The 19,147-nt window shown below is 53.7% G+C and carries 17 protein-coding genes; 11 read left to right on the forward strand and 6 right to left on the reverse strand.

The window, feature by feature from the left end; all coding sequences use genetic code 11:
• Positions 1-76: 76 nt before the first annotated feature.
• Positions 77-1,135, reverse strand: coding sequence for an RluA family pseudouridine synthase (locus tag ACYVHX_RS18255; RefSeq protein ID WP_460673110.1), 1,059 nt, complete (start codon positions 1,133-1,135; stop codon positions 77-79).
• 184 nt (positions 1,136-1,319) lie between these two features.
• Between ACYVHX_RS18255 and ACYVHX_RS18260 the strand changes: the two genes are divergently transcribed.
• From ACYVHX_RS18260 to ACYVHX_RS18280, 5 genes are all read left to right on the forward strand, one after another.
• Positions 1,320-1,709 (forward strand): hypothetical protein, encoded by a 390-nt coding sequence (locus tag ACYVHX_RS18260; RefSeq protein ID WP_460673111.1) that lies wholly within the window; start codon positions 1,320-1,322, stop codon positions 1,707-1,709.
• 14 nt (positions 1,710-1,723) lie between these two features.
• A complete protein-coding gene (locus tag ACYVHX_RS18265) occupies positions 1,724-2,590 on the forward strand; it encodes a 1-aminocyclopropane-1-carboxylate deaminase/D-cysteine desulfhydrase (protein WP_460673112.1) in 867 nt (288 codons plus the stop codon).
• A gap of 210 nt (positions 2,591-2,800) precedes the next feature.
• Positions 2,801-3,565: a methionyl-tRNA formyltransferase gene (locus tag ACYVHX_RS18270; protein ID WP_460673113.1), complete on the forward strand. Its 765-nt coding sequence runs from the start codon at positions 2,801-2,803 to the stop codon at positions 3,563-3,565.
• Positions 3,565-4,425, forward strand: coding sequence for a polysaccharide deacetylase family protein (locus ACYVHX_RS18275; RefSeq protein ID WP_460673114.1), 861 nt, complete (start codon positions 3,565-3,567; stop codon positions 4,423-4,425). Before ACYVHX_RS18270 ends, ACYVHX_RS18275 begins: the two co-directional genes overlap by 1 nt.
• A 27-nt stretch (positions 4,426-4,452) precedes the next feature.
• Positions 4,453-5,445, forward strand: coding sequence for an aldo/keto reductase (locus ACYVHX_RS18280; RefSeq protein WP_460673115.1), 993 nt, complete (start codon positions 4,453-4,455; stop codon positions 5,443-5,445).
• 71 nt (positions 5,446-5,516) lie between these two features.
• Here ACYVHX_RS18280 and ACYVHX_RS18285 read toward each other — a convergent pair whose 3' ends face one another.
• From ACYVHX_RS18285 to ACYVHX_RS18295, 3 genes are all read right to left on the reverse strand, one after another.
• Entirely contained in the window at positions 5,517-6,356 is an 840-nt protein-coding gene (locus ACYVHX_RS18285) for a ThuA domain-containing protein (RefSeq protein WP_460673116.1), read from the reverse strand.
• Between the two features lie 27 nt (positions 6,357-6,383).
• The gene (locus ACYVHX_RS18290) at positions 6,384-9,428 is read right to left on the reverse strand and encodes a PAS domain-containing protein (protein ID WP_460673117.1); all 3,045 of its coding nucleotides are present in this window, start codon (positions 9,426-9,428) and stop codon (positions 6,384-6,386) included.
• Positions 9,429-9,497: 69 nt separating this feature from the next.
• Positions 9,498-11,069, reverse strand: a complete 1,572-nt coding sequence (locus ACYVHX_RS18295) for a serine hydrolase domain-containing protein (protein ID WP_460673118.1) — start codon at positions 11,067-11,069, stop codon at positions 9,498-9,500.
• Positions 11,070-11,168: 99 nt separating this feature from the next.
• Between ACYVHX_RS18295 and ACYVHX_RS18300 the strand changes: the two genes are divergently transcribed.
• The 4 genes from ACYVHX_RS18300 (at position 11,169) to ACYVHX_RS18315 (ending at position 15,670) form a co-directional block, all read left to right on the forward strand.
• The gene (locus ACYVHX_RS18300) at positions 11,169-13,367 is read left to right on the forward strand and encodes a B12-binding domain-containing radical SAM protein (RefSeq protein ID WP_460673119.1); all 2,199 of its coding nucleotides are present in this window, start codon (positions 11,169-11,171) and stop codon (positions 13,365-13,367) included.
• Positions 13,368-13,451: 84 nt separating this feature from the next.
• Complete coding sequence (locus ACYVHX_RS18305; RefSeq protein WP_460673120.1) at positions 13,452-13,673, forward strand: VF530 family protein; 222 nt, start codon at positions 13,452-13,454, stop codon at positions 13,671-13,673.
• 39 nt (positions 13,674-13,712) lie between these two features.
• Positions 13,713-14,636 (forward strand): family 43 glycosylhydrolase, encoded by a 924-nt coding sequence (locus tag ACYVHX_RS18310; protein ID WP_460673121.1) that lies wholly within the window; start codon positions 13,713-13,715, stop codon positions 14,634-14,636.
• Positions 14,637-14,662: 26 nt separating this feature from the next.
• Complete coding sequence (locus tag ACYVHX_RS18315) at positions 14,663-15,670, forward strand: glycoside hydrolase family 43 protein (RefSeq protein WP_460673122.1); 1,008 nt, start codon at positions 14,663-14,665, stop codon at positions 15,668-15,670.
• 122 nt (positions 15,671-15,792) lie between these two features.
• On the opposite strand, the gene ACYVHX_RS18320 is transcribed toward ACYVHX_RS18315, so the two are convergent.
• Together ACYVHX_RS18320 and ACYVHX_RS18325 are read right to left on the reverse strand one after the other, a co-directional pair.
• Positions 15,793-16,170, reverse strand: coding sequence for a hypothetical protein (locus ACYVHX_RS18320; RefSeq protein ID WP_460673123.1), 378 nt, complete (start codon positions 16,168-16,170; stop codon positions 15,793-15,795).
• 19 nt (positions 16,171-16,189) lie between these two features.
• On the reverse strand, positions 16,190-16,897 hold the full coding sequence (locus tag ACYVHX_RS18325) for a DsbA family oxidoreductase (protein ID WP_460673124.1): 708 nt from the start codon (positions 16,895-16,897) through the stop codon (positions 16,190-16,192).
• Between the two features lie 270 nt (positions 16,898-17,167).
• Between ACYVHX_RS18325 and ACYVHX_RS18330 the strand changes: the two genes are divergently transcribed.
• Positions 17,168-18,523, forward strand: coding sequence for a sensor histidine kinase (locus ACYVHX_RS18330; RefSeq protein WP_460673125.1), 1,356 nt, complete (start codon positions 17,168-17,170; stop codon positions 18,521-18,523).
• Positions 18,516-19,109: a Crp/Fnr family transcriptional regulator gene (locus tag ACYVHX_RS18335; protein ID WP_460673126.1), complete on the forward strand. Its 594-nt coding sequence runs from the start codon at positions 18,516-18,518 to the stop codon at positions 19,107-19,109. The genes ACYVHX_RS18330 and ACYVHX_RS18335 overlap by 8 nt, the downstream gene beginning before the upstream one ends.
• Positions 19,110-19,147: the final 38 nt, after the last annotated feature.

The following is a 19,147-nucleotide window of genomic DNA, read 5'->3' on the forward strand; positions in this document are numbered from 1 at the left end:
AATTCGCTATTCATTATTAAAGTAGTCAGTCCTAAATATTGAACACCGAATACTGAACACTGAATAACGAAGTTGGCTACCGTTTCTCCAGGTAATTTTCCCATTTCTCCAGAACCGTCCGGAAATCGTCCGGCAAAACCGAGTCAAACTGGAGCCATTGCCGGGTACGCGGGTGTTCGAAACCGAGTGATTTGGCATGGAGGGCCTGCCGCGGAATCAGGGCAAAACAATTCTGGACAAACGATTTATAAGAACCGTTGGCGTTTCCGCGCATAATACGATCACCGCCATACGTAGCGTCGTTGAAAAGCGGATGGCCCAGATACTGCATGTGCGCCCGGATCTGGTGCGTACGGCCGGTTTCCAGTTTGCACTCCACCAGCGACACGTAATGAAGCGGTTTGAGAAGCTTGTAATGCGTAACCGCGTGTTTTCCCTGGCTGCCGTCGGGAAAGATCGCCTGAACCTTGCGGTCGCGGAGGCTGCGGCCAATGTGGCCCCGAATCGTGCCCTGCGGTTCTTTGAGTTCCCCCCATACCAGCGCGTTATAGGTCCGTTCGATGGTGTGCTCGAAAAACTGCCGGCCCAGGTGCGCCATCGCAAACTCGGTTTTGGCAATCACCATCAGCCCCGACGTATCCTTGTCGATGCGGTGCACCAGACCGGGGCGGATGCTGCCGTTGCGCGACGTGGGCAAATTCTGAAAATGGTAAACCAGGGCATTCACCAGCGTACCGGTCCAGTTGCTGTAAGCCGGGTGGACCACCATGCCCGCCGGTTTATTCAACACCAGCACCTCGTCGTCTTCGTATACGATCGTGAGCGGAATATTTTCCGGCAGAAGATCCGTTTCGCGCGGAGGGTGGGGCAGCGAAACCGTCACCACATCGTGCGGTTTGATTTTGTAACTGGCCTTGATGGCGTTTCCGTTCACTTTAACGGATTCGGAATCAATCGCGTTCTGGATTTTGGTCCGGGTGGCGTTGGGCAGGCGCTCGGTCAAGAAGCGGTCGAGCCGCATCAGATTCTGGCCTGGATCAATGGTAATCCGGAAATGTTCGTAGAGCTCGTCCTCGTCCGGATCCGTCAGAATCGGTTCGTCGTCCTGTCGCTCATTTGTCTCAGCAGATAACATCTTACAAAAGTACCAAGAATCAGACGTTTTTAGTAAACGGTCACTTGTTTTTGTTAAAATATCGAGTGACGTATTTACTTTTGTATCGTCGTAAAAAACAACGCAATACAACCTGAACATCATGGCGAGTACTATCCCACCCCCAAGGCGGTCTAAAAAGACTGCGCTATTAAAAAATGTTTTTATGGCCACTGCGGTTCTGATGGGCCTGAGCAGTTGCGAAACCACCGAACTGGCCCGACCTGCCGCCAATTTCGACGGGATTTATACCGTCCGGGAAGCGCAGGATTCGGAGGATTATCTGTTGACGCTGCATAATAAGGCCGACAAAGCCAATGCCGTGACCATCGAAAACCTGGCTAACCTGATCAAAACCCCGCTGGAAGGCGAGGTGCAGGGCGTGCATCTGGTCATCAAAGAACAGCCGTTTGTCAATTATCTGGGCGATCAATACACCATCACCGGCGACGGCAAAATGGTCAACGATGTTCTGGTGCTTCATTATACCATCAAGGGGTTCAATGGGTACGCGGGTGCGGTTTTTGCGAAAAAACAGGGTGGGGGCGGAAAATAAGCTGACGAACGCATTTGCTGACCGCTGCTGAACCTTCCCGACTGCAATTTCTGCCCGATCCGTTTCCGGAACCCGTCGCTTTTCGGCTGTATCTGAAACGGGATGATGAGCTGCACCCGCAGGTGTCCGGAAACAAGTGGCGCAAACTCAGGTACAACCTGGCCGAAGCCCGGCGTTTAGGACACCGGACGCTGTTAACCTACGGCGGGCCGTATTCCAACCACATTTATGCCGTGGCTGCTGCCGGTCGTGAATACGGTTTTTCGACCATTGGCATCATCCGGGGAGAAGATCACCGCGAGCGGGCTAATCCGACCTTAACCTTCGCCCGCCAGCAGGGCATGCAGCTTCACTTCATCAGCCGCCTGCACTACAAAAACCGGTCGGATGCGGTTTTGCAAGCCGATTTTCGGCATCGCTTCGGTGATTTTTACGAATTGCCGGAAGGCGGAACCAATGCGCTGGCCGTGCAGGGAACAGCCGAAATCATCCCCGAAATATTAGGTCAAATCGACCAGCAACCCGATTTTGTTTGTTGCCCCGTCGGAACGGGCGGAACCCTGGCGGGTTTGGAGCAATCCGCGCCAAGCGGGACGCAGGTCCTTGGTTTTGCGGTTTTGAAGGGTTTTGCTGCCGACGATTTTCGCCGGGCCCGGATCATCCCGGATTATCATTTTGGGGGTTATGCGAAAATGACCCCGGAACTGTTGGCGTTCATCCGTACCTTTGAACGCCAAACCGGCGTCCGGCTGGAACAGGTTTACACCGGAAAGATGCTCTATGGTATTTATGATCTGGGTCGGCAGGGTTTTTTCCGGCCTGATTCCACCGTGGTTGCCCTTCATACCGGCGGTTTGCAGGGGAGAAGCCCGGCCCTGTAAACTTCGATGGACCACTTTCAGGATTCGATAGTCGTGATTGAATATTCGCTATTCGTTTTTAGACCGAAGTTTCATCTTATCGGGACTAAAAAACCGTCTTGTCCGCGTTACGGATGAGAAGTGAATGACGAACACTGAATAGCGAATCACAAACACCAGAAGCCGAATCGCGCAAAAAGTAGTAATATTGAGCACGCAAGCACAACCAGTATGAAAATTGTATTTATTACGCAGGACGAACCATTTTATTTAGCAAAAAGTCTGGATTATCTGCTTAAAAAGTTGCCGCCCTACGCCAAAGTTGTTGGAACGGTCGTCGCCGATGTGTCACCTTTCGGGAAGCGGGAAACGATGACGGAAAAAGCCAAAAAAACCTACGACATTTTTGGGTTGCCGTTTTTCCTGCGCTACGGCCTGAAGTTCGTAACTTCCAAGCTGAGCAAAGAAAACAGCGTTCGGCACGTCCTCGAACAGCATCAGGTGCCGCTGATCCAGTTGGAAACGAATATTAACAAACCGGAAAGTCTGGAGAAAATACGGGCTTACAAACCGGATTTGTTGATTTCCATCCTCGGAAACCAGATCTTCAAACGCCCTCTGCTGGACCTCGCTCCCCAGGGCTGTCTGAACCTGCATACGGCTCTGTTGCCCAAATACCGGGGCCTGATGCCGTCGTTCTGGGTGTTGCGGCACAACGAAAAATACACCGGCGTTTCGGTATTTTTTGTCGATGAAGGCATCGACAGCGGGCCGATTCTGGTGCAGAAAAAGGTGGAAATCGGGAACCGGTCGCAGGCCGAACTGATCGAATACACCAAGCAGCTCGGCATGGATTGCATCATCGAGAGCGTGGAGAAAATCCACGCCGGGAATTATCAACTGATTGAAAACGATGCGTCCCAGATGACGTATTACTCATTCCCCACGCGGGAGGATGTGAAAGCATTTTTGGCGGCCGGCAAGCGCTTTTATTGATGAATATCCTGACATTTGACATTGAGGAGTGGTTTCACCTGCTCGATAATCCGTCCACCAAAACCGAGGAGGATTGGGGGAAATACGAATCCCGGATTCACCACAACATGGACCGGATTTTTCAGCTGCTGGACGAAACCAATTCCCGCGCGACGTTTTTCTGCCTTGGCTGGGTGGCCCGGAAATACCCGGATGTGATCCGCCGGATCGATGCCGCCGGGTACGAAATTGCCACCCATTCGGACCTGCACCAACTGGTTTACGAGCAGTCCCCGGCCGAATTCCGGGCTGATCTGGACCGGTCGATCAAGTCGCTGCAGGATGTAACCGGCAAAAAGGTACGGTCGTACCGCGCCCCCGGTTTTTCGGTAAAAGAGCAAAACCGCTGGGTGTTTCCGTATCTGGTGGAACTGGGCATTGAAGTCGACTGTTCGATGTTTCCGGCGCGCCGGGCGCACGGTGGTGATTCGTCGTTTGGCATTGCCGAACCGTGTTACATCGAGGTGAACGGGGCGCTGCTGAAAGAATTTCCGATCAACACCGTCGATTTTCTGGGCAAAGACCTTATTTTCTCGGGCGGGGGCTACTTCCGCCTGTTTCCCTACCAGATGCTCCGGTATTTCATGCGCCACTCGCCGTATGTGATGACGTATTTTCACCCCCGCGATTTTGATCCGCAACAGCCGATGGTGCCGGGACTCAGCCGGATGCGGCAGTTTAAATCGTATTACGGACTGGGTGGCTGCTGGGACAAACTGAAACAGTTGTTGCTGGACTACGAGTTTGTCGATCTGGTCGAAGCGGACAGGCGGGTCAACTGGTCGGGCACGGGAATTCAGCGGTTTAAGGTAACTATTTAATCGAATGCGCGCTTAACGGCAGAGAAAATGGAATATCGGAAATTAGGAGAATCGGACGTGACGGTTTCGGTCGTCGCCTTTGGAGCCTGGGCGGCTGGGGGCTGGATGTGGGGCGGCACCGAGCGCAACGATGCCGTCGCAGCGATCCGGGCGTCGTATGAACTGGGGGTCACGTCGATTGATACCGCGCCGGTGTACGGACAGGGAAATAGCGAGGAGATCGTGGGGGAAGCCATTCAAGGCATTCCGCGGGATCGGGTGCAGATTTTGACCAAGTACGGCATGCGCTGGGACCTGGCCAAAGGCACCCTGGCGTTTCACACGAAAAATAACGACGGAACGCCGATTGATGTCTACAAATACGCGTCGAAAGAAAGCGTGATCAGGGAGTGTGAAGACAGCCTGAAACGCCTGAAAACCGACTACATTGACCTGTATCAGATTCACTGGCCAGATGTTACCACGCCGATTTCGGAGACGATGGAAGCGGTGAGCCGGTTAATCGAGCAGGGCAAAGTCCGGACGGCGGGGGTCAGTAATTACAGCGTTGAACAAATGAAGGAAGCCGGGCAGACGCTCAATTTGGTTTCCAATCAGGTGTCCTACAGCATGGTCAAGCGCGATATCGAAGCCGACCTGGTGCCCTACTGCCTTGAAAACCGGAAGTCCATTCTGGCCTACAGTCCGCTGGAACGCGGGTTGCTGGCGGGAAAAATCAAACCAGGCCACCAGTTTGCCGAGGGCGATCACCGCGTCAATTACAAATCCTTCAAAGACGGAAACATTGACCGGGTTTGGGCCTTTCTGGAGAAAATAAGACCGCTGGCCGAACAGAAGCAGGTGACGCTGAGTCAGTTGGTGATTCGCTGGACGATTGAACAACCCGGTATCACCGTGGCTCTGGTGGGTGCCCGCAATGCCGAACAGGCCGTTCAGAATGCCCAGGCCGTTGCCATTTCGTTGACGGCAGAAGAAACCGCTTTGATCAACCAGCATCTGGCATCCGTCCAACTGGTGTAACCGGCAATTAAAACCAACTCAGTTTCCGTTTAGAAGCTATAAGTAGAACCGTTTACGACCCACGTAAACGGTTATTTTTTGCCTTTTCCTAACCACACTAATCCGTCGATTACCAACTGATTCTGCGTTTCATTTTCAAACGTAAACGACAGTTCTTTATTTGTTTTATTCTCATAATCGATGTCATTATGCCCCATGTTTAAATAAAGCATTTTATACTTTTTATTCGTCCAGACGACCGGATAATATCCTTCGTGCCAGATCTCATGCGGTTTGGGGCCGGTGCCGAGTGGAAAGCTGCCGGGGTCGATGGATAAAAGAATGGTTAAATCCGGATTAACCTTCAAATCGTTGGTCCACCGGTACCATTCATTCGGTGAGGAAGTAAAGGTTTCAGGTACGTTTCTCGTGACGGGATGCTTCCGGTTTTCGACCCGCAAAACCGCCGAAGTGGGTCGCCAGGTGTTGCTTTTATACGAACCGGCTCCCACTAATTTAGTATGGTACCAGTCCCAGTTTTGGGGATAGGCCGAAGGCGTCAGCGCAAAAGCCGCAAAGTGAAAGCCCATCCACGCTCCGCCGTTTTCCATGTACTGCTGAAAGGCGGCCCGTTGCTCCGGCGCTTCCGGACGGGTGTCTAAAAAAATGACAACCTGATAACGGGCCAGAAAACCGGCATTCAGGTTGGCCCAGTTTGAGGTCGAATCATACGTAAAATGATATTTCTCGGCCATTTTGGGGAACCAGCGATTGGCTTCGTGCACGAAGCTTACGTGCGCTTTGTCGTTTTTCCCGGTATAAAAAGCAATGACCCTGAATTGGGGAGGGCGGTTTTGGGCCTGACTGATTTGGGAAAAACAAATCAGGAAAAACAAAAAGACGAACGGCGGGATTTTAACGAAAAACTTCATGGCGAAGGAGTTAAAAGTCGCGGAAAATTAAATTGAGTTCGGATCAAAAGGCAGAAAAATGGTAAAGGATGCACCCTGGCCGGGACTACTTTCCGCGAAAATAAATCCTTTGTGATTCTCGACAATTTTTTTGCATAACGCCAGGCCGATGCCGGTTCCGGAGTATGATTTCTTACCGTTTAACCGGTGAAAAATGGTAAAGATCTGTTCCGCATATTGCTGTTCAAATCCGATTCCATTGTCCGTAAACACCAGTTTGACGTAGGAGTTCCCCGGAGTTAAATGCGGAAAGGTTCGTGCGGTTTCGGGGTGAATAACGGTACTGGAAAGCTGAATAATTGGGTGCACTTCCGAAAACTTAAGTGAATTGCCAATCAGGTTTGAAAAGAGCTGATTTAACTGGAGCGGAATGGCCTTTATAACCGGCAGCGTATCCTGCTTAATCGTAGCTCCTTTTTCCTCAATTAATAATTCAAAATCGGTTTTAATCGTTTCCAGAATCTGGTTCAGGTCCGTTTCAATAAACTCGTCGTCGGTTCGGGAGAGACGCGAATAATTCAGAACATCCCGAATCAGGGCCGACATGCGCTGGGCCGATGAACTGATCTTTTGAAACAGAACCGTGGCGGTTTCCGGGTCCTGCATGCTTTCCTGCAATAACTCGGTGAAGGTCTGGATTTTACGAAGGGGCTCCTGTAAGTCGTGGCTGGCGATATAGGCAAACTGTTCGAGTTCGTGGTTGGTTCTAACCAGCTCTTTGTTGGTATTCTGAAGTTCCAGCGTGCGCTCCGCCACTCGACGTTCCAGATCCTCGGCTGTTTCTTCCAGGTTTTTCCGGGCTTCGACCTGCCTGGTAATGTCAATGGCAGTTCCGAGTAAACGAACGGCGGTTTTTTGCTGATCGAACTGAACACTGCCAACCACCCGCACCCAGTGCATCGTTTGATCGGCGCGTACCAACCGGGCTTCGTACTGCAACCGGCCGGTCTCCTTCGCTTCTTCGTGGGCCCTTGCCCGGAGGGGAAGATCATCGGGGTGAATCGTTCGGCTGAAATCGCTCTGCTGGTGCTTGCGGTTCGGGGACAGGCCAAAAATGGCCGCCAGCCGCTCCGAATAAACAAATTTTCCGGTAGCCAAATTCCAGTCGTACGTTCCCATTTCGGCGGCTTCGATGGCCAGCCGGGAGCGTTGCTCGGATTCATCAATTGCAATCCGGGCTTCAACTTTTTCGGTTACATCATTGACCGTCACCATGATACCCGAAACGCTGTGGTCGGTTTCGAACAGGGGCGCGTATTCAAAATCCAGGTAATATTTGTGCATCCGGCCCCCGGCATTGACGTAGGCCAGGGCTTCCTTGTCCGTATACGGTTTTCCGGTTTTGAGCACGTTCGCCAGAAGGTCCGCGTATTGCTGATCGTTGAGTTCCGGAAAAATATCCAGCAGCTTTCTTCCCCGCACTTCCGACATCGGTCGTTGCCAGAGGGTTTGCAGCATCGTTTCATTGGCAATTTCAATCCGGTGGTCGGGGCCCCGGAAAATCGCCATCGCGATGGGGGATTTCATCACCAGGTTACGAAACTGCCGCTCACTCTCTTGAATCGCGTGTTTGGATTTGACCAGTTCCGTCACGTCGTTGGCCACCACGATAATTCCATTGACCGAGCCATCGGCCTCGCGCAGCGGCTGATAAACAAAATTGAAGTAGACGATCTCGTCTTTGCCAAACCGGTTGAGCGTCACGGGAAATTCGTTGCCGAAAAACGATTGGCCGGTTTGGATGACCTTGGTCAGCAACTCAAAAATGCCCTGATTTTTCAGTTCCGGAAGGGCTTCAAGAATGGGCTTTCCGACGGCTTCCTGTTTGCTTTTCCCAATCAGCATCAGGTAATTGTTATTGGCCGCTTCAAAAACGAACTGATCGCCCTGCAAAACCGCAATGCCAACGGGGGCCTGATCGATGATGCCGCGAATGTATTCTTCGGCCTTGGCCCGGTTTTGATCAATGGTACGCTGCGCCTGCCGGTCGATTTCGGCGATGTGCTGCGCCCGTTTGAATTCATTTTCGTGGGCTTCCAGAATGCCCAGGGCCGTCGCGATCTGCAATCCGGACTGGACAAGAAAATGCCGGTATTCCGCGTCAAACTCCCGGTGTGGATTCAGACCGAAAATCAGCATTCCGAACAGCGCCGACTGACCCGGTTTTTGAATCGGCAGCACAAACGCCTGGTCGGGCAGGCGGCTGGTAAGGGACTGGACAAGGCCCGTTACGCGCGTCGCAACTCCCTGAATTACCATCGGTTGAGTCGTTTTGGTGGCTTCCCCAATGGGCCAGAAATCATCGGTTGGCGATTCCGTCAACCGGACGGTTTCGGGAAACGGGCTTTCCGATTGGGCGGTGCCGGCGTACCGGATCAAGCGGGCTTCCGACTGCTCCGAATCCAGAAAATACAGGGCGCAGAACGGAATGTCTTTGAAATTCTGGGTCAGGACGTCAACGGCAATTTGCCCGACCTGGATGCGGTTTTTTTCGGGAATGATCCGGCTGTTCAGCTCGTTCAGGGTTTGTAACCGCCGTTGCTGCAACACCCGGGCGGTTTCTTCGTGGCAGGCGCAGAACAAACCGCCCACCTGCCCGCTTTCGTCGATAATCGGGCTGTAGGAAAAATTGAAATAGCCTTCTTCCGGAAATTCCTTGCGTTCCAGCAACAGCATCAGATCCTGCCCGTAGATGGATTCCTGTTGCTCAAAAACCAGGTTTTTCATCGGCAGCAGGCTGGCTTCCCAGATTTCGGACCAGAGTTCATCCGCCGGTTTTCCCAGAAAAGCCGGGTGCTTGTTGCCCATCAACGGAATGTAAGCGTCGTTGTGAATATTGATCAACCTGGGACCCCACCAGATGAACATCGGGTAACTGGAACGAAGCACCATGCTGACGGCGGTTTTCAAACTTTGCGGCCAGTCGTCGGGGCTGCCCAGCGGACTGCCCGACCAGTCGTAGGCGCGCATCAGTTTGCCAACTTCACCACCCCCGGTCAGAAATACCGGCGGAGTTCGATCTAGATGATTCATAGAGGGTAACGCGCTAGGGGAGAATTTATAGATGAAAAAAGTCAATAGAGGGAAACGACGCCGGGCGGTTTATTGCGGGATCTCCCGAAAATCCAGTTGCTGAATCAGGGCCGGCTTTTCGGGGGTGAGCGTAAAAAACACTTCAATAGTCGTTTTTTCGCCTTCGATCCAAAACCGCCCCCGCAGTTGATTTTCGGCAACCAACTCACCAATCCGGATGATTTTTCCCGCTTTAGCGTACAAATCCTGTACCACTTTCCGGCGGTTTTCGAGCGATCGATCCGGAAAAAAGTTTTCCGCAAAGAGGTTGCTTCCGGCGGCTTCGGTCCAGTCTGGCAATAACTGAACCAGGTCGCTTTTCCGCTGGGCGAGTAGTTTAGAAACCGGAATCACGCGCGGTTTCAGGCCCGCCGTCGTAATCAGCGTATCCAGAACCGCCCAATTGACCGAACCCATGCTCGCGTACGTCAGGTTTCCGTAGGCCACCACCCCAATGCCGTAGTCGGGCATGATCCACCACTGGCTGCCAAAACCGGGCAACCCGCCCGTATGGCCCACGTAAACGCGCCCTTCGCAGTCGCGGCTCCAGCGCAGGCCGTAGCCGTAACTGCTCACCATCGGGCAGGCGCGTCCGTTCGGGTATTTAAAAGTGGCCGCCAGGTTGTTAAAGGTTGAGGGTTGTTGCATTTCGCGCACCGAGCTCCGCTTGACGGGCGGCCGTTCGGCCTCGCTGCGGGCGGGCCAGGCCGACGCGTGAAAGGCCATGTACTTGCTGAAATCCTCGATGGAGGTAATCAAACCGCCCATTGCCCCGTACGAACCGTCGTGCAGCAGCGGTTCTTCCACCCACTCGTTGTTCAGCCAGCGGTAGCCGTGCGCCAGCTGCTCCGGCGGTATTTTGGCGTATTCCCAAACCGTGTGCGTCATCCCCAGCGGCTTGAAAATGGCGTCGTCGATGTATTGCTGGTACGGTTTTCCGGAAACTTTCGTGATGATCGCGCCGAGCATGGCAAAACCCAGGTTGCTGTATTCGTAGGCTACGCCCGGCACGTTGGACAGCGAGAGTCCGCCCGCAATGAGCCTGGTCAGGTCCGCGGGGCTGTCGTCGAGCTGGCGGTCACCCCAGGGATTATCTTCCGGAAAACCGGCCGAATGGGTCATCAGGTTCCGGATGGTGATCAGGGGCGAATCGGCGGTGAGGTAGGAGAGTTTCTTCAGTTCCGGCAGGTAGCGATACGCCGGATCGTCGAGCCGCAGTTTGCCCTCATCCCGCAGTTTCAGAATCGCCATCGTTGTCACACTTTTGCTCATGGAGGCAATCCGAAACAGCGATTGGGGCGTAGCTGCGGTTTTTTTAGCTACATCCGTAAACCCAAAACCGCCCGAATGCACCAGTTGTCCATCGACCACCAGCCCGAACGCCAGACCCGGAAAATGATTGGCCGCTGCGTAGTCCCGGTACAGGTTTTCTAGGGCCGGCAACACTGCTTTGATCTTTTCCAGCCGCTGCGGATCGGCAAAAACCAGAGCCTGATACGTCGTCGAGTGTGACGCGGGCACATGGTCGCCCGCAGTCGGTTTGGGTTGGCTGTGGGCCAGGCTGGTCAGGAGCAGGGCGCAAAAAAAGAACGGGTTTTTCATGAGCGGATTCAGTCACGCTAAAATAGGACGCAATTGCCGAAAGAACTATTTCTGGCGAACATGAAGTACCTTTGTGCGGAACGAAGCCCCGGCAGTCTTTTGGAACCGACTATTCTTTTTATTACCCCGCCTTTCACGCAGCTCAACACGCCCTACCCGGCGACGGCCTACCTGAAAGGGTTTCTGAACACGAAGGGCTTTCGTTCGTACCAGGCCGATCTGGGCATTGAGGTGATTCTGGACTTGTTCTCCCGGCCGGGCCTGCGGGCGATGTTTGCCGGGCTGGAGGCTTCCGACGCCGAATTGTCGGAAAATAGCTTTCGCATTTTTTCGCTCCGCGACGAGTACATCAGCACCATCGACCCGGTGATCCGGTTTTTGCAAAACAAGAATCCGACGCTGGCCCACGCCATCTGCGACCGCTCGTATTTGCCCGAAGCTGCGCGCTTTGCCGAACTGGACGATCTGGAGTGGGCTTTCGGCACGATGGGTATTCACGACAAAGCCCGGCACCTGGCGACGCTGTACCTGGAAGATCTGGGCGACCTGATCACCGAAGCCGTCGATTCGCATTTCGGATTCAGTCGCTATGCCGAACGGCTGGGCCGCTCGGCGACCCATTTTGAGGATTTGCACGCGGCTTTGCTGGCACCCGAAACCCGGATTTCCGAAACCCTGACGAACCTCCTCGACCAACGGCTTCAGCAGTGGAAACCGGATGTGGTTTGCCTGACGGTTCCGTTTCCGGGGAATTTGTACGGCGCTTTGAAATGTGGTCAATACCTCAAAAAACACCACCCGGAGGTGGCCGTGGTCATGGGCGGAGGGTATGCCAACACCGAATTGCGTTCGCTTAAAGAACCGCGCGTGTTTGATTACGTCGATTACATCTGCCTCGACGATGGGGAAGCGCCTTTGCTGTCGCTGCTCGATTATTTGGCGGGAAAGCGTGATCGCACCGGTTTGAAACGGGTGTACGCCCGCCAGAATGGCGTGGTGACCTATCACAACCAGAACCGGGAACGCGATGTGCCCCAGCGCGATACCGGCACGCCCGATTACAGCGATCTGCGGTTGAACGAGTATTTATCGGTCATTGAACTGGTCAATCCGATGCACCGGCTCTGGAGCGACGGGCGCTGGAACAAACTGACGCTGGCGCACGGCTGCTACTGGGGAAAGTGCTCGTTCTGCGACGTGACCCTCGATTACATCAAGCGGTATGAACCCCTGACGGCGGCCCTGCTCTGCGACCGCATTGAGCAGATTATCGAACAAACCGGCCAGAACGGCTTTCACTTTGTGGACGAAGCCGCCCCGCCCGCCCTGATGCGCGATCTGGCGCTGGAGATCATCCGCCGGAAGTTGACGGTGGTGTGGTGGACCAACATCCGGTTTGAAAAAAACTTTACGCCCGACCTCTGTCTGCTGCTGAAAGCGTCGGGGTGTATTGCGGTTTCGGGCGGCCTGGAGGTGGCTTCCGACCGGTTGCTGGAACGCATGAAAAAAGGGGTGACCGTGGCGCAGGTGGCCCGCGTGGCCGATGGGTTTACGCAGGCCGGCATCATGGTTCATGCTTATCTCATGTACGGTTTTCCGACCCAAACGGCGCAGGAAACGATTGATTCGCTCGAAATGGTGCGGCAATTGTTCGAAGCCGGGGTGGTTCAGTCGGGTTTCTGGCACCGGTTTGCCATGACGGCCCACAGCCCGGTGGGGCTGCAACCGGCCGGTTTTGACGTCATGCGGGTTGGACCGGATGCGGGTTTGTTTGCCGACAACGATCTGGACCACGACGACCCGCTGGGTTGCGACCACGGGCAGTTTTCGGAAGGGCTGCGGAAGTCGCTGTTCAACTACATGCACGGCGTCGGGTTTGAGTTTCCGCTCCGGAGCTGGTTTGAATTCAAAACCCCACCAACGACCATTCCCCCGAATTACATCGAAAAGAGCATTCGCCATTGGCCGGACAGTGAGTTTCGCCCGAATGCCCTGGTGATCTGGCTGGGGAGCCTGCCCACGGTGTCGATTCTGGAAGTGAAGAAGGGCAAGAAAGTAACCGAAGTGGCCGAATTGGTTTTTCATTCCAGGAAAAGCGAATGGGTGCTGGAAACGAGTCTGCCGGTGGCCGAGTGGCTGGAAACGGTGTTGCCCAACGGGCTCATTACCGGACAGGAGCCTTACTCGCTCGACCGCCTGAAAGCCGGATTTGAAACGGCTGGCCTGGGGAGTTTTGCCGCGTTCATGCAGTCGGCAACGGGGCGGTCGCTGCGGCAAAACGGTTTGCTGATTGTGTGAGTTCGCCCGACCTTTTATTGAAGGAGAGGTCACAATTTTCCAACTTCAGTTATCTTTACGCCTGATTCAGCCGGTTTTCTGACCATGACGCCAACGCAACCCAACAATCCGCTTCACGGCAAAACACTCGAGCATATTCTCCATGAACTGGTGGATCACTACGGTTGGGAGCGCCTGGGGCAACGCATCGCCATTCGTTGTTTTACCGAGAATCCAAGCATCAAATCCAGCCTGACGTTCCTGCGAAAAACGCCCTGGGCGCGGCAGAAAGTGGAAGAATTGTTTCTCCGGATGAAAAACCGGTAGTCCTTGTGGAGAGTCCGCCGTATTGATGTTAAAAACCGTATGAAAAAAGCGTATTTGATTCTCCTGAGTGTTCCCATTTTAGTAAGCTGGATGTTGTCTGAAAAACCGGCTCCGAATGCCGACTTTCCACCCGAGCTGGTCCACTTTAAACCGTATCCTCAAAACCCGGTTTTTACCGGAACCGGTGCGGCCACCTGGGACCAGAAAATCCGGGAGCGGGGTTTTATTTTAAAGGAAGGAAAAGAATGGTATCTGTGGTATACCGGCTACCGGAACGGGGAGGACAAAACCAAATACCTCGGCTACGCAACTTCGTCGGACGGTTTTACCTGGAAACGGCACGATAAGAACCCCATTCATACCGCCGACTGGGTGGAGGATATGGCGGTGATGAAGGTGGGGAAAACGTACTACATGGTTGCGGAAGGAAAGGACGACATTGCGCACCTGCTCACTTCGACCGACCGGATGCAGTGGCAGGAGCAGGGGCCGATCACCATTCGGCAGGCCGATGGAAAACCGCTGAGCCCGGGCCCCTACGGAACACCGGCGATCTGGCGGGAGGGGAGTGTCTGGTATTTGTTCTACGAACGCAACGATGCCGCCGTCTGGCTGGCAACCTCGAAAGACCTGAAAAGCTGGACCAACGTGCAGGATGAACCGGTGTTGAAATGCGGCCCGGAAGCCTACGACCAGTTTGCGGTTGCGGCCAACCAGATCATCCGGCATAAAGGAAAGTATTACATGTATTACCATGCCTCGGCCTTTAAGGACTGGCGGGAGTGGTCGACCAACGTAGCCGTTTCCAATGACCTGATTCACTGGACGAAATACAATAATAATCCGATCATGGGCGATAATACCTCCAGTGGTATTTTGGTGCCGGACGGAACCGCCTATCGACTTTATACCATGCATCCGGAGGTCCGGGTTTTTCTGCCCGCCGGAAAAACCGACCATTAACACCAACCCGATTTTTGCTTATTTACATGAAAAAAATCCTTCTGACGCTCGTCTTTTTTGGTTTTGCCCTGAGCGGTTTTCCGCAGGGTGCCACGACTCCTCAAAAAAAAACCGGTAAAAAAGCCATGTCTGGTAACCCGGTATTTCCGGGCTGGTATGCCGATCCGGAAGCCGTCATTTTTGGGACTCAATACTGGATTTATCCGACGTATTCCGCGCCTTATAACCAGCAGGTGTTTATGGATGCGTTTTCGTCGCCCGATCTGGTGAACTGGACGAAGCACCCCCGAATCATCGACACGACGGCCGTCAAATGGGCTTGGCGGGCCATGTGGGCACCGGCCATCATTGAAAAAACCGGAAAATACTACCTGTTTTTCGGCGCGAACGACATCCAGGACGATAAAAAAGACGTGGGCGGCATTGGCATCGGCGTGTCCGACAGTCCGGCCGGGCCGTTTAAAGATTACCTCGGTAAACCGCTGGTCGACAAGATCATCAACGGCGCGCAGCCCATCGACCAGTATGTTTTCAAGGATAAAGACGGTCAGTATTACCTGATTTACGGGGGCTGGCGGCACTGCAACATCGCCAAACTCAACGACGATTTTACCGGTTTTGTGCCGTTCCCGGACGGAACGACGTTTAAGGAAATTACGCCCAAAGGCTACGTGGAAGGGCCGATCATGTTTATCCGCAACGGGAAATATTACTTCATGTGGTCGGAAGGCGGCTGGACGGGGCCGAATTACTCGGTGGCCTATGCCATTTCAGATTCACCGTTTGGACCATTTGAGCGGATTGATAAAATTCTCCAGCAGGACCCCACCGTAGCCAGGGGCGCGGGCCACCACTCGGTTATTCAGGTGCCGGGAAAAGAGCAGTGGTATATCGTGTACCACCGCCGTCCGCTCAGCGAAACCGACGGCAACCACCGCGAAACCTGCATTGACACGATGGAATTTGACGAAAAAGGCCTGATCAAACCGGTGAAGATTACGTTTGAAGGCGTAAAACCGCAGCGGTTGAAGTAACAATTCAGTATACGGTATACGGTTTTTGGTTTACGGTGGCTGGAGCATTCTGCTAACTACCGCAATAGTCCGGCAAGAATTACGCGTCAGCCACCGTAAACCAAAAACCGGATACCGTTCCCTTATTTGCTCGAGGCCCGTTTCAAAATACCGCCGACGAAACTGCCCAGGAAGGTGAGGAAAATAGAACCGTACAGGCAAAAAAGCTCCAGTTCCTTATCCCCGCCGTTGTTGGGAGCGGAGGTGAAAAAGGTGTAACCGATCCAGAGAAAAACCGCCTGGATCACGGCCAGCAGCCAGCCTTTCCGGGGTTCGAGGAAACCAATTACGGCCGCCGATGCTGCCGCCAGAAAATACGGCCAGTGCACCACGTCCGCCCATTTGATCACCAGCAACAGCAGCGCGCTGTTCGCCAGAATTAAGAGGATGTTGAGCAGAAGCCGCCGGTTGAAAAATGGCTCCAGCGTGTACGTTTTTTCGGTAACTGACGATTCGGTCATGGTGTGATTTTTGGCAAAATTACGCACAATCGCCCTTGGGTGTACATACCGGTCCCTCAATCGTAACCGGCGAAACGGTGGCCTTCGCATCCGTCCATTCGCCGAAGGATTTCTTCAGGGCGCCCAGGAAGGTTTCGGGAGCCTGCGCGCCGGAAACCGCGTATTTTTGGTTGAAAACAAAGAACGGAACGCCGGTGACGCCCACTTGCCGGGCTTCGGCAATATCCCGTTTTACGTCGCCGGCGTATTGATGGGTCGCTAAAACTTGCTTCACCTCCGTTTCATCCAGACCGATGTCGGTTCCCAATTGCAGGAGCGTCGCGTGGTCGGCGGTGTTGAGTCCTTCCGTAAAGTAAGCCCGGAAAAGACGCTCTTCCATCGCATCGCCTTTGCCGTGTTTTTTGGCGAGCTGCACCACCCGGTGTGCATCGAAGGAATTGGCTACTACGGCTTTGTCAAAATCGTATTGCAACCCCACTTCGGCGGCCATGTTGGTTACATAATCGTTCATCTGTTTGGCGTAACCGAGCGTCCAGCCTTTGGCTTCGGCCAGGTATTCGGTGATGCTTTGATCGGGGTTCGTCTCCTGAGCCGGGTTGAGCTGAAAACTCTTCCAGACAATCTCAATGGATTCCTTATGATCAAACTGGTCCAGGGCAGACTCAAACTTACGCTTTCCGATGTAGCAAAACGGACACATGACGTCCGACCAGATTTCAACTTTCATGTTCTGAAGGATCAAATTTTGAGGATAAAATTCTTGACGCTGGGAGAGCATTCATCACGTTCTCCGTTCAATGAGTGGCGTTACATTCATAAGGATTTGGGCGCGAAATTGGTTCAGTTTGCCGGAATGGCCCGCCATCGGGTCCGGAGTTCTCCTGAAAATTACCTCAGGCGGTATTTTCTACCGCGTTGGATTGGCGGGCTTTCCGCCCGGTTTTTGTACATTTACGGGTAATTTTGCTTCAAAAACCGGGTTGATGATTCCCTTGCGATGACGTACGAAGACTTGTCTCCACTTTTCTGGGGTATGGTGGTGGCGATGTTTCTGGCCAATTCCATACAATGGTTGATGTACCGCGAGCGGATTTACGGGCTTTATACCATTTACACGCTGGTTTGGGCGTTCTATTTTGTCATCAATCACTTCGAGTTGCCCTACAACCTGGGGAATTTTTATAAACTCTCGTCCTACCTCGGTTACATTATTTACCTGGAACTGGCGAAACTGTTCCTGAATCTGCGGGAGCGCCCCCGGTTTTTGCGCTGGGTAGTGGTGGTGCAGTGGATGCTGGTCTTTTACTGCACGGTCAAGACGTACATTTACCTGTTTACGGATTTCTGGCAATCCAACCTGCACGCCATTTTGCTGCAACCCATCCGGATTGCCATGCTGGCAGTGGGCGGCTACGTGGTTTACTCATTCTTTCGGTCGAAAGACGTGGTGGCCCGGTTTTTTGTGGCTGGTACGGCCTCGCTCCTGATCAACCACGCCATCACGGCCGCCCTGCTGATCCACTCGCCGGATCTGAGCCTATCGCTGCCGTTCTGGAAACATCCCGACTTGTTTTTGCAGGTGGGCGTGGTGCTGGACCTGATTTTCTTTTCGCTGGGGATTTCGTACCGGCACCGGCGGGAAGCCGTTCGGAAAGCCGTGGTTGAGAACGACCTGGAACGCGAACGCGAACAGCGCCACCGCGAAAACCTGGAGGCCGATCTGGCCCTTCAACGGATGCAGCAGGAAAAAACCGAGGTGCAGATGCGGGCCTTGCAGAGCCAGGTCAACCCGCATTTTCTGTTCAACGGCCTCAATACGCTTTCGTCGCTGATCGACGAAAGTCCGCGTCAGGCCAGCGAATTTGTCGATGAACTTTCCAATGTCTACCGCTATTTGCTGCGCAGCAACGAACACGATCTGGTGACGCTTGGCGATGAACTCCGGTTTATCCGCTCGTATTTTCACCTGCTGCAAACCCGCTTCGGGAGTAGTATTGCGTTGGAGGTTTTGGTAAAACCGCCCGTCCGGGAGACGTTGATGCCCCCGCTGACGCTGCAATTGCTGGTCGAAAATGCCGTCAAACACAACATTATTTTGCCGGATCAACCGCTCACGATCCGCATCCGGACCACCGAACCGGATCTGCTGATTGTTGAAAATAACCTCCAGCGCAAAAACCTGCGGATCGAGTCGAACGGCGTCGGCTTGTCGAACATCGACCACAAATACCGGCTGCTGAATCAGCCCGCACCATTGGTGGGCGAAGCCGACGGCTGGTTTCAGGTGATTCTGACGTTGCTGAAAAGTCCGCAAACTCAGCTCGTTAATCCGGTTGGCCAGGGCAATGACTGAACACGAAACCGCCCTGGAACGCCTGAAACACGCGGTTTTTCAGGGCCCCGACCTCAATGAAACCATTTGGGAAGCCTTTGCCGCCTGCTGGCACCCGGTTGAATACAAACGCAAAACCATCCTGACCTCGGCGGGTGAAGTGGAACGCTACCTGTATTTTGTCGTGGAGGGGGTGCAGCGGGCGTATTACCTGGGCGATAAAAAACGGGATGCCACGCTGATCTTTTCCTACGCCGGTTCGATGTCGGGCATCATCGACTCGTTCCAGTTGCAGCAACCCTCGCGCTATTACCTCGAAACCCTGACGGCCAGCCGCTTACTTCGGATTTCGTTCAGCGATTTCAACCAGTTGCTGGCGACCTACCCGGCCCTGGAACGCTGGGGGCGCATCGGCACGGCGGCTGCCATGTCGGGCCTGATGGAGCGCTACATTGAACTGATGACCTACAGCGCCGAAGAAAAATTTCGGGTGTTGCTCACGCGCAGTCCGCACGTTCTGCAACTGATCCCCCACAAATACCTGGCGTCGTATCTGGGGCTGGACCCCACAACCTTCAGCAAATTACTCGCGTCAGTGAAATTGTGATGCATACCGAAATCTTGGTCTGGCCCAAGAATTTTCAA

This window comes from Larkinella ripae (assembly GCF_054780775.1).